Annotated in this window: 17 protein-coding genes; 3 read left to right on the top strand and 14 right to left on the bottom strand. The window is 47.7% G+C overall.

Annotated features, from left to right (window positions below; genetic code table 11):
* Positions 1-80 precede the first annotated feature (80 nt).
* Positions 81-926 (top strand): alpha/beta hydrolase, encoded by an 846-nt coding sequence (locus K2F33_RS11785; RefSeq protein WP_263881765.1) that lies wholly within the window; start codon positions 81-83, stop codon positions 924-926.
* Between the two features lie 162 nt (positions 927-1,088).
* Here the strand turns inward: K2F33_RS11785 and K2F33_RS11780 are convergent, their stop codons facing one another.
* The 5 genes from K2F33_RS11780 to K2F33_RS11760 all read right to left on the bottom strand — a co-directional run bounded on the left by K2F33_RS11780 (position 1,089) and on the right by K2F33_RS11760 (position 4,029).
* A complete protein-coding gene (locus tag K2F33_RS11780; protein ID WP_263881764.1) occupies positions 1,089-1,634 on the bottom strand; it encodes an HAD-IIIA family hydrolase in 546 nt (181 codons plus the stop codon).
* 65 nt (positions 1,635-1,699) lie between these two features.
* On the bottom strand, positions 1,700-2,227 hold the full coding sequence (locus tag K2F33_RS11775; RefSeq protein ID WP_212985358.1) for a GNAT family N-acetyltransferase: 528 nt from the start codon (positions 2,225-2,227) through the stop codon (positions 1,700-1,702).
* Between the two features lie 227 nt (positions 2,228-2,454).
* Positions 2,455-2,757 (bottom strand): hypothetical protein, encoded by a 303-nt coding sequence (locus K2F33_RS11770; protein ID WP_212985359.1) that lies wholly within the window; start codon positions 2,755-2,757, stop codon positions 2,455-2,457.
* A gap of 83 nt (positions 2,758-2,840) precedes the next feature.
* The gene (locus K2F33_RS11765; protein WP_263881762.1) at positions 2,841-3,011 is read right to left on the bottom strand and encodes a hypothetical protein; all 171 of its coding nucleotides are present in this window, start codon (positions 3,009-3,011) and stop codon (positions 2,841-2,843) included.
* Between the two features lie 40 nt (positions 3,012-3,051).
* Positions 3,052-4,029, bottom strand: a complete 978-nt coding sequence (locus K2F33_RS11760; protein ID WP_244879440.1) for an AraC family transcriptional regulator — start codon at positions 4,027-4,029, stop codon at positions 3,052-3,054.
* 206 nt (positions 4,030-4,235) lie between these two features.
* On the opposite strand from K2F33_RS11760, the gene K2F33_RS11755 reads away from it, so the two are divergent.
* Entirely contained in the window at positions 4,236-5,189 is a 954-nt protein-coding gene (locus K2F33_RS11755) for an SDR family NAD(P)-dependent oxidoreductase (RefSeq protein ID WP_263881761.1), read from the top strand.
* 73 nt (positions 5,190-5,262) lie between these two features.
* Here the strand turns inward: K2F33_RS11755 and K2F33_RS11750 are convergent, their stop codons facing one another.
* The 7 genes from K2F33_RS11750 to K2F33_RS11720 all read right to left on the bottom strand — a co-directional run bounded on the left by K2F33_RS11750 (position 5,263) and on the right by K2F33_RS11720 (position 11,586).
* A complete protein-coding gene (locus K2F33_RS11750) occupies positions 5,263-6,165 on the bottom strand; it encodes an AraC family transcriptional regulator (protein WP_263881760.1) in 903 nt (300 codons plus the stop codon).
* Between the two features lie 192 nt (positions 6,166-6,357).
* Positions 6,358-7,233, bottom strand: a complete 876-nt coding sequence (locus tag K2F33_RS11745) for an AraC family transcriptional regulator (RefSeq protein WP_263881759.1) — start codon at positions 7,231-7,233, stop codon at positions 6,358-6,360.
* Positions 7,234-7,528: 295 nt separating this feature from the next.
* Positions 7,529-8,752: a multidrug effflux MFS transporter gene (locus K2F33_RS11740; RefSeq protein WP_263881758.1), complete on the bottom strand. Its 1,224-nt coding sequence runs from the start codon at positions 8,750-8,752 to the stop codon at positions 7,529-7,531.
* A 198-nt stretch (positions 8,753-8,950) separates the two neighbouring features.
* Positions 8,951-9,325, bottom strand: coding sequence for a hypothetical protein (locus K2F33_RS11735; RefSeq protein ID WP_263881757.1), 375 nt, complete (start codon positions 9,323-9,325; stop codon positions 8,951-8,953).
* 215 nt (positions 9,326-9,540) lie between these two features.
* On the bottom strand, positions 9,541-10,116 hold the full coding sequence (locus K2F33_RS11730; RefSeq protein WP_263881756.1) for a dihydrofolate reductase family protein: 576 nt from the start codon (positions 10,114-10,116) through the stop codon (positions 9,541-9,543).
* Between the two features lie 123 nt (positions 10,117-10,239).
* The gene (locus tag K2F33_RS11725; protein WP_263881754.1) at positions 10,240-11,163 is read right to left on the bottom strand and encodes a GNAT family N-acetyltransferase; all 924 of its coding nucleotides are present in this window, start codon (positions 11,161-11,163) and stop codon (positions 10,240-10,242) included.
* Positions 11,164-11,241: 78 nt separating this feature from the next.
* Positions 11,242-11,586, bottom strand: a complete 345-nt coding sequence (locus K2F33_RS11720) for a winged helix-turn-helix transcriptional regulator (RefSeq protein WP_145028534.1) — start codon at positions 11,584-11,586, stop codon at positions 11,242-11,244.
* 105 nt (positions 11,587-11,691) lie between these two features.
* Here K2F33_RS11720 and K2F33_RS11715 point away from each other — a divergent pair, with 105 nt between their 5' ends.
* Positions 11,692-12,084 carry a RidA family protein gene (locus K2F33_RS11715; RefSeq protein ID WP_263881753.1) on the top strand — a complete coding sequence of 131 codons (393 nt, stop codon included), beginning with the start codon at positions 11,692-11,694 and terminating at the stop codon, positions 12,082-12,084.
* Positions 12,085-12,329: 245 nt separating this feature from the next.
* Here the strand turns inward: K2F33_RS11715 and K2F33_RS11710 are convergent, their stop codons facing one another.
* Both K2F33_RS11710 and argH read right to left on the bottom strand, forming a co-directional pair.
* Positions 12,330-13,394: an N-acetylglucosamine kinase gene (locus K2F33_RS11710; RefSeq protein WP_263881752.1), complete on the bottom strand. Its 1,065-nt coding sequence runs from the start codon at positions 13,392-13,394 to the stop codon at positions 12,330-12,332.
* Positions 13,391-14,902, bottom strand: a complete 1,512-nt coding sequence (gene argH, locus K2F33_RS11705; protein ID WP_263881751.1) for an argininosuccinate lyase — start codon at positions 14,900-14,902, stop codon at positions 13,391-13,393. Before argH ends, K2F33_RS11710 begins: the two co-directional genes overlap by 4 nt.
* Positions 14,903-14,907 lie beyond the last annotated feature (5 nt).

Below are 14,907 nucleotides of genomic sequence, written 5' to 3'. Positions count from 1 at the left end.
ATGACCCATTCATCCATTGGGTTGGATTCATATTCAGTTCATAAAGCTGCTTTATGATCTTCCTACAAGGAGGAGATGAAATGAGTAGGATAAAGACGGATATGTTAACTGTGCCTGGAGCAAGTATCCACTATGAGGTGCGCGGGGAAGGGCCTATACTTCTGATGATCCATGGAGGATGCGGGGACGCCGATGTATTTCTGGAGGTTGCGGATCAGCTTGCCGATCAGTACACGGTCGTCACTTACGACCGCCGGGGCCACTCCCGCAGCAAACTCACCAATCCGGCTGAAGATTACCGGATCGAGACGCACAGTGACGATGCTCACCGACTCTTGGCCGCTTTAACCGATGAGCCGGCATACGTTTTCGGAAGCAGTTCCGGGGCTGTCATTGGACTTGATCTGACGATGCGCTATCCCGGACAAGTGCGTGTGTTGATTCCGCATGAACCGCCTTTGCTGGATCTTTTACACGGGGATGAACGATTACAGGCCAAGACGATTATGGAGGACCTAATCGCAGATCACCGCAAGTTAGGCTTATTTCCGGCTTTTATCAAGTTCACTTCAGCCATTGGACTTCGAGATGATGACGGCCCCAGCCCTTCTTCGCCGCCGAGCGATGAGCAAAAGGAACGCATGATTGCAAATATGGAATACTTCATGGCGAAGGAAGCTCCGGGCGTGCTCGGATATGCTTTCAAGCTGGAGCAGCTCCAAACTGCGCTATCTCATTCTACGGCACAAGTCCGCCCCGCTATAGGCAGTACCTCCAGACATTACTTTCCCGCCCGCTCCGCCGAAGGATTGGCAGAACGTTTGGAGGTAGACATTGCCGAGTTCCCGGAAAATCACATTGGCTACCAGGTTCAGCCAAAGTCGTTTGCCGAGCGGCTGAAAGAGGTTTTGAGCTCACTAGGGTAGTGTACGAGAACTTATTTTAAAACCCGCCCTCTATCGCCACTACGCAAGAAAAGCCAAGAAGGTGATGTTCTCCCTCTTGGCTTTTCCCATATCTCATAAAAACAGAGGAATGTCAGCGACAATAACGTTGGTAGCTGCGCCAACGTTGGACTAACTGAATAGCTATTTTAAGAGCCAGTTAACAGCCTCTAGTACATTTTCAGCTACGAAATCTGGAGCAGCTTCAAGCCATTCTCCAAAAAATTGATTATTGCGATATTTGGCCAAATCCTTCTCGCCAGAACCTGTTTTTACTAACACCTTGATACACCCTGCTCTTTGGGCAGCAATCATATCGGTCCACCTATCTCCAATAACAGCACAATTCTTCAACTCCAGATTGTTATCTACTGCTGCCTGAATGAGCAAAGCCGACGAGGGTTTGCGGCAGGTACAGCCCTCCTCATGTTGGTGCGGGCATATGTATACATGATCAAAGCCAAAGGAAGTTAGTTCATCCTGAAAGTCGCCAATCGTTGCATCTCCACGAGATATACCGGGTTGATTTGTAAAAGCGTATATTGGTATCCCAGCACTCACAAGGACTTCAAACGATTGTTTGGCGAAAGGAAATAATTTAAAAGTACCGGGGTATATAACCTCTTCAGAACCACCAATAGTCCCATCCCTGTCAATAAATACAGCCTGAATTTTCCTCGAAGTTGACATGTGATCACCACCAAATTGTTATATATAACGTAATCCTGGTGTATCGATTATCGGTTTATTCTAGACTATTTCAAATAATAACGATAATACTTAAAATCATGTCGCTCATTCATCATATGTATCAGCAAATTTTGCTCACCAACGAGCTGGAACCCGCAGTATTCAAGAACCCTTTGAGAAGGGATGTTGTCAATTTCAACTGTTCCAATGATATATGGAATATCATACTTTTTCTCTATCCATCCAAGGGTTGCTTTTGCAGCCTCCTTAGCATACCCGTTCCCTCTTGCGCACGGGAGAATCCCATAGCCAAATTCAGGTTCATGCAGGTCATTATGTTCTTGTGCAGCGACCTGACCAAGAATACCACCTGTTTCCTTTTCAAAAACACCTAAGCATAATGCTCCAGTTATAATATCCATCTTCTTATAATTAGAAAGGTGCCACTCAAAGAACTCTTTTGCTCTTGGCTTTTGCATTTGCCAACCCCCATACAAATCCATAAGCCTTTTAAATTGCTCCAAGTCCTTCTCCTCAAAAGTTCTGACGACCAGTCTTTCTGTCTCGATATAAACAGTATTTAAATCACCCATTAATAAAACCTCACTCTCTGAGTGTCTGTGAATTAATAAGTATACAGCTTAGACGTTAACATATGTATTTTTGATTTGTCTGTTTTACATTAATCTGCCCATTAACATAAGGACGGCAACCGCACATTTTTGCCGGCTGCCGTCCTGTCATCGATCTATAGTTTTCCTTTAGTTTAGTACAGTAGCAAACGAACCCTCCATTTCGGTAATTTACTTTGGAATCAAGGCTATTCAAAAAGTACGTAAGAATTGTCCAAGCCAACCGCATCCTTTAGTGATTTACCAAGCGAATAGTGATATGGCTTCTCCTTTGGAATCACACATAGTATATTCCCAGCTTCTCCTTGAGATAAATTGGTTAACTGAAGAAGGTCATTATTGTCGTATATATAAGATACTAGATAATCATAATAGTCGTACTCTTTATCTGTTACATTTAATCCGGCATTAAAGAGCCTTATCTTGGTCCCCACCCATATTTTTTCGTCGTTGCTTATGTTTATTAAAGGAATCCATCCCTTAGATTGCATTAATCCTTCTCCCTCTGATTACCTGTATTTTCTAGTGATATTTCCGTTAGTTTGGCTCACTTTGTAAAGTACATGTTTCTCGTTCAGATAATGCCCTTCATATAATTAGCCGTGATTGTATGATTATTCCCCAGGCACAGCGGCGGTTCGAGCAGGAAATCGTTCTCCCAGAAGCTGTAGGCGCGGATTTGCCCCTTCGCGGCATCTTCAAAGATATAATTGACGACATAAATTCCTCCGTCCTCGAACTGCACCCAACTGAATAACCGAGATCGGACACAGGACTGCATATACCTAACGACGAAATCTGTCCTCTTCTATTTCCTCTACACCGGGGCTATTCCTGAAAGCTTTGATATCTTTAGATGGTGAAGATCCAAAAAGCCTGCGATATTCCCGGCTAAATTGCGAGACATTTTCATAACCAACTTCCATAGCTGCTGCAGTCACATGAATTGCGCCACCCAGCATAAGACGCCTGGCTTCATAGAGCCGAAGCTGCTTTTGATATTGTATAGGTCCTAATGTTGTTACGGCCTTAAATTTATGATGCAGCCCGGATACGCTCATGTTCGATAATTTTGCTAGTTCCTTTATAGTAATCGATTGAGCATAATTCTCTTTGATCCATGCGATGGCTTTGCCGATCCCCTCGTCTTGCTGATCCATCATGACTTGTTGAAAAAAAATATGCCCTGAATCCCCAGAAAGCAGCCGAAAGATCATCTCGCGTTTCATCAGAGAAGACAAGTAACGATTCGCATCCGGTTTCTCAATTAGCTTGAGCAGGCGGTAAAAAGTTTCCACCAAACCTTCGTCGGCTGTCCCGACGTATGCTCCGGTATTCAACTTTTTATTTCTTGGTTTAAAATTAAGGCCAGCCTCCATAACCACAGAAGCGATCTCTTCCATCGTAAATTCAACGCGCAGACCGAAATAGGGTGATTGCTTGGTAGCCCCAATAATTTCTGCGGATGCCGGAATATCAATAACAGATACCAAGTAATCCCCAGCATGATAATCGATGACCTCATGGCCGAGATGAAGTTTTTTGGCACCCTGTAGAATCAGACAAATCGAAGGCGTCAAAACACCAGAAATTTCCGAAGTCTGCCGACTATACCGCATCGTCGTTAGAAACGGAATCATCGTTTGGGTACGCCCCTCGTCCAGGGTAATCCGTTTCGCGATCTCCAGCATTTGATCCAAATACATTTTGGATTGGGGGCTTTCTGAATATAAGTGGTAGTACTTGATTTGCCGCTCTCCCACAATACTCACCAACTTTACTTTGATAGATCCTCAGATGCTCGTTGAATCCTTTCTTGTAATCGTAACTTAATTCTGGATAAAGGCAAAGAACGGTTTCTATCATTTGCAGTTTTGAGCAAGTTTTAAGCAGAAACGAACTATTTCCATATATCCATTCAAGTCATAATGACCTTGAGATTAGAAAATCAAGAAAGAAGGAAATCACAATGTCGGAATCCTCATTAATTACAACCCCATTTCATTCAGAATCGACAGCAAGCGATGTCGTTGCAGGGATCAACCTTGCGGGTCGCAGAGCTGTCGTGACGGGAGCTACATCCGGAATCGGCCTTGAAACGGCCCGGGCTTTGGCTGAAGCGGGCGCCGAAGTGACACTAGCTGTTCGCAATCTCAATGCGGGAAAGCTCGCAGCCGAAGATATTGCTGTAACCACGGGCAATCCACTCGTTAAGGTAATGCCATTAAATCTTACCGATCGATCCTCGATAGCCTCATTCGTTGCTTCATGGAGAGGGCCGCTGCACATCTTGATTAACAACGCTGGTATCATGGCAACGCCCGAGACGCGAACTCCTGAAGGCTGGGAGCTTCAATTCGCTACCAATCATTTGGGACATTTCGCTCTAGCCACCGGACTTCACGATGCTCTAGCTGCAGCAGACGGCGCTCGCGTGGTCTCAGTTAGTTCTGCGGGGCATCTCCGCTCGCCGGTGGTGTTCGATGACATTCACTTCCTGCGCCGTCCCTATGACCCGTTTCTTGCCTACGGCCAATCCAAAACAGCTAACATACTATTCGCCGTGGAAGCTTCAAAACGTTGGATCAATGAGGGTATCACAGCAAATGCTTTGATGCCTGGCGGTGTGCGAACTCCGGGAGTTGACCGTATACAGATCACTCCCGAGCAGATCGAAAAGCTGAACGAGACTAGAACAGGCTATCCGGAAATCATCTGGAAGACCCCTCAACAGGGAGCCGCTACTTCCGCGCTATTGGCAACGTCTCCCTTGTTAAACGGTATCGGTGGCCGATATTTTGAAAACTGCAACGAGGTCAGACCTCGTGTTGGAGAAACTCAGTCAGGGCTCGCCTCTTACGCAATGGATCCCGGTGCGGCTGAACAATTGTGGAAAGTGTCTATGGCATTAATGAACAGCTAATGAGTCACTAACCTATTTCATACAAAAAGACCCCTTTACGAGGGGTCTTACGCTACGTTATTACATAATCAGCTTATATCTTTTTTACCGGCCGCAGCACAGCATAACCATATCCCTCTGGGTAATGCCGTTGGTAGTCTTGTTTGATCCCTTCATCCCATTCGTAACCCATACCTTTCGGGTCGAAGTTCCATGCCACTTCTTCAACGGTTCTCATCACAGCGCCATTATCCTTCAAATAATCGAAAGGCGGGTGAAAAAAGACCAAATACTCCGATTCCGGAATTTTCCTGCACTCCATCCCTGCCGGAATGGGCCCCTTGTACTCCAGTGAAACGGGGATTCCATATAAGTACCCCTTTTGACCATTTTGGTAAAACCACCCCGCCGTCTGACCCATTTGTCCAGGGAGGGCGTGGTTGGACATACTCTCCAGCGTGCCACAGATCTCGTCACAAGAATGTCCCCTTTCCCAGAATTCCCCAAAGTTTGCTGCGGAAAGGTCCCAAATCCCGATAAATTTGTGCGCCGGAATGAACTCGACTTTGATCTCCGCTGGTTGCAAATGCACCTTGCTCATCTTATCCCGCTCCTTGATCAAATAATGATAAGGCGAGAATACCTCCTGACGAATAGCCAACTTAATAGGTCGGGGAGCTTTTTGGTAAGCTGCGGGGGTGAGTTGAAAAGCTTTGTTGAACGCACGCGTAAACGACTCTTGGGATGAGAACCCGTACTTTAAGGCAATATCCAGAACCCGCTGGTCCGTGTCACGGAGCTCCAAGGCGGCTCGACTGATCCTTCGAGTCCAGACGTAATCCCGTAGTGTTATCCCAGTCAATTGGTTGAACTGCTTGGAACAATAATAAGGGGAATATCCTAACTGCTCCGACATCTTCAATAAAGACGAACTCTCCGTTATATTGGCTTCGATCCAATCCACCATAAGCTGGACCATCTCGTTCCATTCGTACATGGAAGTCCTCCCTCCTTTCCCTTCGATCATAGCACCGGCGATCTTCGTATATTTGATTCGAGTTGCACAATAAAAGCCGGGTGTTTTTTGTGATAGGGTTCTCCGCGCTGTTTGTATCGGCAAGTTTTAGGGCCATCCTTTGTGGGATGGCCCTTCCAGTAAGCATGGTCGTTCTTTTAGATTCACCTATTTCTAGCGAACTTTAACAACAGGAATCCATAACTCAACTTCTTTTTCTTCGGTATACACCTGTTTTTCTAACCCTACCTCGATTTCAGGGCCCACTTGTATCATTGGACCTTCAACTTGCTCGTATCCTGAGGAAGGAAACCATTCTCCATAAATGCGGTGCCATTTCTCCTTTTCCCAAGGAACCTTTACTTCAAATACTACCCAAGTCATAGCTGGCACAATTAACTCCGAGAGGTTTTCTGGACAGGGTTCCGTTGAAGCAACTGCCATGTAATAATCATAATCACGCTTTACACGTACTCCTTCACCGAAGCTCACATGCAAAATTCCGAACGGTTCTACATTGTTACGTGATTTCAGTTGGGCATACGTTTCGTTATCAGTCAATTTCCAAACCTGTTCCACACCAGGATGTTCACCAGAATCTATTGGTGTAACTCTATTACTTACACCAACCACTCGAAAAGCGTCCTTTTGCTCAATTCTAAACTTCATTGGCTCGCTACCTCCTATTGATAATCGAAAGATCATTGGAGGAAATGCTTTTAGTGAGCGGTTGGTAATTCTCGCTTCTGTTGGTGTAATTCCATGTAACGCGTGAAAAGCGCGAGTAAATGCATCAGGTGAATTGTAACCGTACTTAATGGCGATGTCGATCACTTTGAGAGATCTATCCTGCAAATCAAATGCCGCTAGCGTGAGACGTCTGCGACGAATATATTCTTGAAGAGGAATACCTGCCAAGTAAGAAAACATCCTTTTGAAATGAAAAATCGAACAGTATGCACGTTTTGCTAACTCATGTTCATTAATCTCATTCTCAAGATTCTGTTCGATGTAGTCTAATGCTCCGTTCAAATTTTCGAGCATATTCATCCAACGACCTCCTTTCATCTATAGAATAGCAGGCAATTTAAGCAAACATCCGGCACATCTTGTTCAATTTCTGCAGGGTTGTGCAATGCATAATTTCCCATTCAAAGCGATTCAATTGAACTTTCAGTCATATATCATATTCGTGAACTAGACCAAGACCCCTCTTCCAGGGGTCACTCCGCGGTTGGTCTTAAAGTACAAATACAGCAGCCGACTAATTGCCGGCTGCCGTTGTGTTGTTTGTGGCTATTGTTCTCGTTTAACTTAGCTTTACTTCCTCAATCTGATCTAAAAATCAGGCTCGGATTTGAGCTTGTTGTGATGCCTCACGCGGAGCTTTTCTTACCAGTCCGAAATAAGCGAGCATGGCTGCCGTGCTCGTCGCTAAAATAATCAGGCCGAGCGGAACGGCGGTATTTTCACCGGCAATCCCAACCATAGGAGCAACCACCGCACCTAGCAGAAAAGGGATGACCCCCAGGAGCGCGGCAGCACTCCCCGCCATATTCGCCTGTCTCTCCATGGCAAGCGGAAACGCCGCAGTGGATGTAATGCCTATGGAGCAAACAAAGAAAAACAGCGGAATGACCAAGGCGAACAGCGGACCATGGAATACAGCGACCACTAGAACAACGATACTTGCAGATAAGGCTACCCATAGGCCAAACAGCAGAAAAGCCTGTTCAGATATGCGATGCGCCATCCGCCCGACCAATTGCGATCCTATAATCAAGCTGATGCCATTTGATCCGAATAGCAAGGCGAAAACGGCTGGTGTGACCCCATAAATATTTTGATAAATAAAAGGTGTTCCTGAAACATAAGCAAAGACACCCGCGATCATAATTCCCTGTGCCAGCATGTAGCCGACGAACTGGCGGTCACGCAAGAGCATTCCGTAGCTGCGCAGCTGGTTCGCGAAGTTGGGTTTCTCGCGTCTTTCCGTTGGGAGCGTCTCTTTCAAGCGCCACTTGGTCATCGCCCACAAGTAAATCCCCAGCAAAGACAGCGCGATAAACACGCCGATCCACGTTGTGAACGAAAGAATGCCGCTGCCTGCAATCGGTGCAGCAAGTGGACCCAAATTACCTACGAGCAGCAGCAAAGAGAAAAATTTAGTAAGTTCGTGGCCGCTGTACAGATCGCGGGCTATGGCTCGCGAGATAACGATTCCCGCGGAAGCGGAAAACCCTTGGGCGAATCGGAACAGGATCAGCAAGCCAATATTGGGCGCGAATGCGCAAGCCAACGAGGAGATGATATACACGGCCATGGAAATCAGCAGCGGATTCCGCCGGCCATACACATCGCTTAGCGAGCCCATAACGAGCTGACCTATGCCTAATCCAAGCAAACAAGCCGTCAGGCTAAACTGGACGAGTGACGCGCTCGTATTGAAATTCTGTGCGATTTCAGGAAATGCCGGTAAATACATATCAATCGTAAACGGGCCTAACGTCGAAAATAAACCCAGCAGCAAAGCCAGGCCGAAAACACTTCTTGCATTATTTTTGCTCATTATGAATTGAATCTCCAATTCTAGTATGGTTTCTATTTTCTAAGATCATTTTCAGACATGCCGATGATGCAGATCACATCTTTTTCTCCAATCTCCTTTCCTAGTCTTCGTTAGATCTTCTGTATTTCTTGCGTGTTTAGTTGAAGTATACGGCCTAGAGTTAACTGTAGGTCAAGGATTTTCGCTTATAGAGTTTTTTCATTGAATCACATCCGCCGTCGGCAATGTAATATACACGGCATCAATTTCACTTTTGTCATCCATTAATGCTTTTGCAATTCGATGTCCCCCATCAATTAATTGTCCGTCTGAACACAATAATATGGGGTACTCCATGTTGGCGTTGATAATCCGCTGACAATGAAGCGCAACATTGCGTATCGTTGGAATTGGGGTCCTCCTGCTATCTTTAAACCAACAATCCTGATCCAGTTCCTTTATTGAATCAATCTTGATGGTATGAACGGGTAAGTCCTTAGATAACTCCCATAGTTTCTCTACGTCCCAGAAATGATGCCTTCCGTCAATCATCCTTCCGTGAATATGTTTCATTCGTGAAAGTAACTCTTCCACAATCATCACCTCGGTTTTTCATAATAATCAATGACACATAACTCTACATGTTTAGTTCGTTCAGAATAGGCAAACATGCACTCATGGTGCCTGTTTTATTCATGGTTTAACTGCCCGTTTACGGAACGACGGCAGCCGAGCAATTTCGCCGGCTGCCGTTCTGTCTGATTGAGCTATTTTTCTTCATCTACGCATTCTAATTTACGAAAGCAAGGTCATTTTACCGCCTGGTAAACGAGACCAATGGCACCAGAATCAAAAGTTTTGTTTTCGATAAGTTTAAGATTGATCTTCTCTTTGATGCCTTGGAATAACGGTAACCCACTGCCGATCAGGACTGGAGAAACTGTGATCTTATACTCATCAATTAAATCAAGCTCCATAAGGTAATGCGCGAACCTAGGACTGCCGAGGATGACCATATCTCTGCCTGGCTGCTGTTTAAGGTTCATGATCTCTTCTTTTACATTATTTTTCACCAGTCTGGAATTGTTCCACTCAACCTTCTCCAACGTTGTGGAAAAAACGACTTTATTGGTCTTTTCGATCCACTCGGCATGATCCAGTTCATGCTGCGAAGCTGATGGATCCGATGGCACAGATGGCCAGTAACCGTGCATCATCTGATAAGTCCCACGTCCCCAAATGACAGTGTCGGCAGTACTCAGAATTTCTTTCGCGAGTTTCTCCAAATCAGCATCGTAGGAAACCCAGCCAATGTCCATTTCGCCGTTTGGACCTTCTACAAATCCGTCAAGCGATGAATGCAAAAACAAAACAAGTTTTCTCATTTACAGTTCTCCTATTGTTGATGTGGTGTACTTCCATTGACTACACTTTACAACATTTCCATTCAGTCCGTTTATTATGGATTGCTAATTTAAACCATCCTCTTGACCAGCGTTCGTCCATTTTTAATTTTGTGAGAAGATCGCTTCATAATGAATTCTTTGATATTCCTCCTGAAAACCAAATTTTGTATAGAGCCCTTTAGCCGCATCGTTGCTACTGTCTACACTTAACCGAACATCAACTGCACCTGAATGCTGAAGCCTTTGCAGTATTTCGGATAGCATCGCTTCCCCAATACCCCGTCTGTGCCATTCACGCTTTACTGCAATAGTCGGTATTCTGGCATGAATTCCTCGAAATGTAGCACAAAGGAGGCCAACCGCTGTCCCCGTTTCATTGACACATAGCATATACAGGTTTTGCGAAAAACCAGTTCCCTGAAATTCGTGAATGACACTCTCGACCGTTTTGTTACCATCGAATGCATTGTTATAAATCTCTGCCCAAATTGGAGCATCTTCTAGCGTAGGGGGACGGAATTCAAATTCTGATGGAGGGCTCGAAACTTTGATGTGGTTTAGGTCGTTTAAGCACAAAATATTCAGGCTGTTTTGCACCTGCATGCCAAAATTAGCACCAAGAGCGGTTTCTCCAGAAATACTCGTGAGTGCACGATGAATAAAGTGGATTTGTTTTGCCTCTTGCCTTGCGATTGCTTCCAGTCGAGCGAAAATGAACTTAAACATTGCCGTACCAATGCCTCGCCTGCGCCAATCCATGTCCACCGTCCCGTAACAATACACGGAAATGTGTGTAGTCCGTTCAACGAAACATAATGAAAAATAACCGACGGTTGTCTGTCCAAGCTCAACAACGAACGTGTTATCCCGAATTCGTTCCCCGGGTTCATCTAAATCCTGCTCAAACGCTTCGGCCGTTAGCCCGTTCAACATATGAAATGGGTCACGATTGATCATGGTTACAATGTTTGCTGTATCTGACCGTTTATGTAATCGAATTACCAAATCATCATCCGAAAGCTTCATATTTTGCCTCCAATGCATATTTACGATTTATAACAATGCTGCCGGCGTTGAACTAACGTTTCCCGTTAATAGAAAGCCTCATGTCTTCGGTTGATTTTTCACCCCCCACTCGCATAACCCTTCCAAAACGGGTAAGAGTGTCTCCGCTTTCTCCGTAAGACTGTACTCGACTTTTGGAGGAACTTGAGGATACTCTTTCCGTTTCACCATCCCATCCGCTTCCAATTCTTTAAGTTGTGAACTCAATGTTTTAAAAGTAATAGCCCCGATCTGTCTCTTCAGATCATTAAAGCGAACCGGTTGATTTTCTGCCAGAAGGTAGATAATCACCATTTTCCATTTGCCGCCAATAACGGATAATGTGTACCCAAATGGGGTGTCCTGAATATTTTTCACTTTGCCTTTATACTCAGCCATGCTCATAATTGCGCTATCCTTTCTGATAGTACCTATCAATAAAGTGCGTACTATATTTTTATTTTTTCTCATCTTATACTTGCCTTACTTTGAAGTAAAGGAGAGAAAAAAATGACTACAGTGAAAACCTACAATCACGATCTTTGGGATCATGGCATTACCCAGGGCTATAGCGTCAACGGCACGATTTACATTTCGGGACAATTTTCCCACGATACAGAGGGAGCATTTGTTGGCGAGGGGGATATCGAGGCACAGACCCGGCAGACGCTGGAAAATCTGGATCGAGTACTGGCAGAGTTTGGTGTCACAAAGTCGAATCTGGCTTATGTTGAGATCTATCTGACAAACGCGCAAGAGCACTTCGACCTATGCATTCGGCTGTTCAAGGAATACATCGGACAACACAGGCCGGCCGGCAGCTGCATCGGCGTAACATATCTGGCGTCTCCCGAGCAGCTGATCGAAATCAGAGCCGTCGCACACACGGACGAACTCGGCTAACGTGGTTGGCCGGACTGCAAGGCGCAGCATTTACGAAAAAAGACTGAACGTCCTATTCCGGGCCTCAGTCTTTTATTGACGATCGACAAAGTATTGATTGCAGTAAGCGGAGCGTCGGTGAACTAGAGAACGGGGAAAAAAGCGCCTTCTATGCTAACAGTGACTGCATTAGCAAAGGCGCTTCAAGCTAGACCATTGGTTTTTATGGAAGAGTATGGGACGAGAAGGAAGACCTCGGCAGTCTACTACGAAACACTCCCCTTCCCCAGCAGCCGCATCCCCTGCGCAATCACCCCATAAATCGGCTCCATCTTTGCCTCGTCAACGCTGGCCAGAGGCGAGATGGAACGAATTCGTTCCGCCAATCGGCTTCGCACAAGCGGAATATTCTGCAGCACACCTCCCTGCAAAATCAGGGCAAATGGCTCTTCCGCTGCAGCCAATCCGATTCTTTCGATCACGGCCCGGGCCCCTAGAAACAACTCGTCGGCAGCAGCCTCGAGAATTATACGCGCAGACGCGTCTCCCTCCTGCTCCGCTTCACTCACGAGCTTGCTGAGCCCGGCCGTTTTCTCCACGCTGTATGCCGCGGAGTAGGCCCAGTTGAACAGTTCCTCTTCCGTGCGCAGCTTCAGATGATGCAGCAGCTTACCCGTTAACGCCGTGGCGCCGCTCCTTCCGTCATATCCACGCAGTGCGGCGATGATGGCCTGCTTACCGATCCAATAGCCGCTGCCTTCATCGCCGACACGGTGGCCCCAGCCGCCTGCACGGGCGCTTTCCCCGCTCGCATTGATCCCGTACACGATTGAGCCGGTGCCGGCGATGACCAGAATGCCGGGGGCACCGCCTGTTGCACCGAGTAGAGCGGCCACGCCGTCATTCTCCACGATGATGCGGTCGGCCTGCACCTGCGTGTTTCGAAGCGCTTCATGGACAAGCTCCTCAATCACCTGACGGTCATAGTCAGTATCCAGGCCGGCGAGGCCGAACACCGCACAGGCAACATGCAGCGGTGATTCTACTGTTACGGCAGGTGAAGGATCTTCGGCCTGAGAAAGGAGAGGAGCAGCATCCCCGTCAAATGCAGACTGCGTATTCCCTTGAACATCCAGATCCGCCAGCTGCCTCTTGGCTTCCTCGATCGCACGCATAAGCTCAAGCGCCGCGGCTTCGCGCCCTACTCCCTGGTAGTTGCATGATCCCGCACGCCCGCTCGCCAGCACCTGGCCCTCGGCATCCGCAAACACGGCCAGACACTTCGTCCCCCCGCCGTCTACGGCCAGCAGAGGAATTGTTGCCATGTTCATCGGCTGCCGCTCCAGCCGGCCAGGATGTCATCCAGGTTCTTTAAGGCTCCTTCCGCCTGTTTGCGGGCTGCGTCCAGCCATTGCTCCTGAGTCTGCTGGGCTCCTTTCCGCTTCGTGATCACGCTCTGAATTTCCGAAGGAGCCGGTCCGCCGGGGAGCGTACGGATATTCACAAAATGAACCGGATCCAGCGCCATTCGCAGCTGCTCCTCCGTCAGGGAAAGCTTGCGGCCGATGACCTCCAGTGCGATCTCATTGACAAGCTCGAGCGTAATCTGGTTAGCGGCAAGTCCATCGGCGACGGCACGCTTCACGAGACGGCTTACGATATGATGGGAGCCGCGGAACGACAAACGGTCGGAGCGCACCAGCGTATCCGCAAGCTCGGTCACCGTGGCAAAGCTGCCCTCGGTCCGCTTCCGCAGCACCTCCTTATTAACGTCCACGGTTCCGATGACGCAGGAGAGCAGACGATACATCCGTTCCAGCACCTTCAGCGCCTTCCAAGCATAAGGCTGCATGTCGTCCTCGGTATCGACGATATCGCCGAATGGCGTGTTGTGCATCATGGTCAGCACGGTCTGGGTATTGCCGACGCAGCTGGAGAGCAGCGCACGCATATGCTCGAACGATACCGGATTTCTTTTCTGCGGCATGATCGAGCTGATCTGCACGTAAGGATCGGCCACGCGCAGCATGCCGAATTCCTGTGTGCACCACAGCAGGAAATCCTGCGACGACCTGCCCAGGTTAATCGCGGCCAGCTGCACGGCCGTCATCATCTCGCCGACGTAATCGGCACCGCCAATCGCGTCGTAAGAGTTATAGATCAGCTCGTCGAAGCCCAGCAGCTCCTTCACCCGCTCCCTGCTGATGGCGAAGCCGGATGTGGTCAGTGCCGCCGCTCCCATGCTGCTTCGGTTGTTGTTGGCATAAGCCGCCTGCAGCCGGCGGATGTCGCGATCCAGAGAGTCAGCCATCGCCAAAATATAGTGGGCCAACGTCGTCGGCTGTGCCTGCTGCGTATGCGTATACCCGATCATGATCGTGCCTTTATGCTCCTCTGCAAACGAAAGCAGCTGACTCTTGAGTGCAAGGGCTCCGCGAAGCGTTACGAGCAGCTTCTCCCGCAGCACGATCCGGTAAATCGCGATCCCCATATCGTTACGGCTGCGGGCCAGATGCAGATTGTCGGCAATGTCTCCGGCCGCTGTATGCAGCTCATGCTCAACCTGAAAAAACAGGTCCTCGAACTGTCCCGTATATTCCGCTTGGCGCAGCCCCTCCAGGTCAAGGCCGCGGATGGCCGACGCGATTTGGAGGGCTTCTTCCCCGCTTACGAGTCCCTGCTCCTTCAACATAATCAAATGCGCTTTGTTGATCGCCATCATCGCCCCGAGCAAGCTGTTCTTCGCTTCATCGAAAGCAGGCTCGAGCACGGCTTCCGTATAGGTACGCCCCGGAAAATGTCCGCCTTCCCGTTCCAAAATCTGTTCCCGATTCCTCATGTTGC

The organism is Paenibacillus sp. PSB04, from assembly GCF_025809195.1.
Classification (GTDB): domain Bacteria; phylum Bacillota; class Bacilli; order Paenibacillales; family Paenibacillaceae; genus Paenibacillus_AQ; species Paenibacillus_AQ favisporus.
The sequence above is the reverse complement of the archived record's forward strand: the minus strand, read 5'-3'. Positions and strand labels throughout refer to the sequence as shown.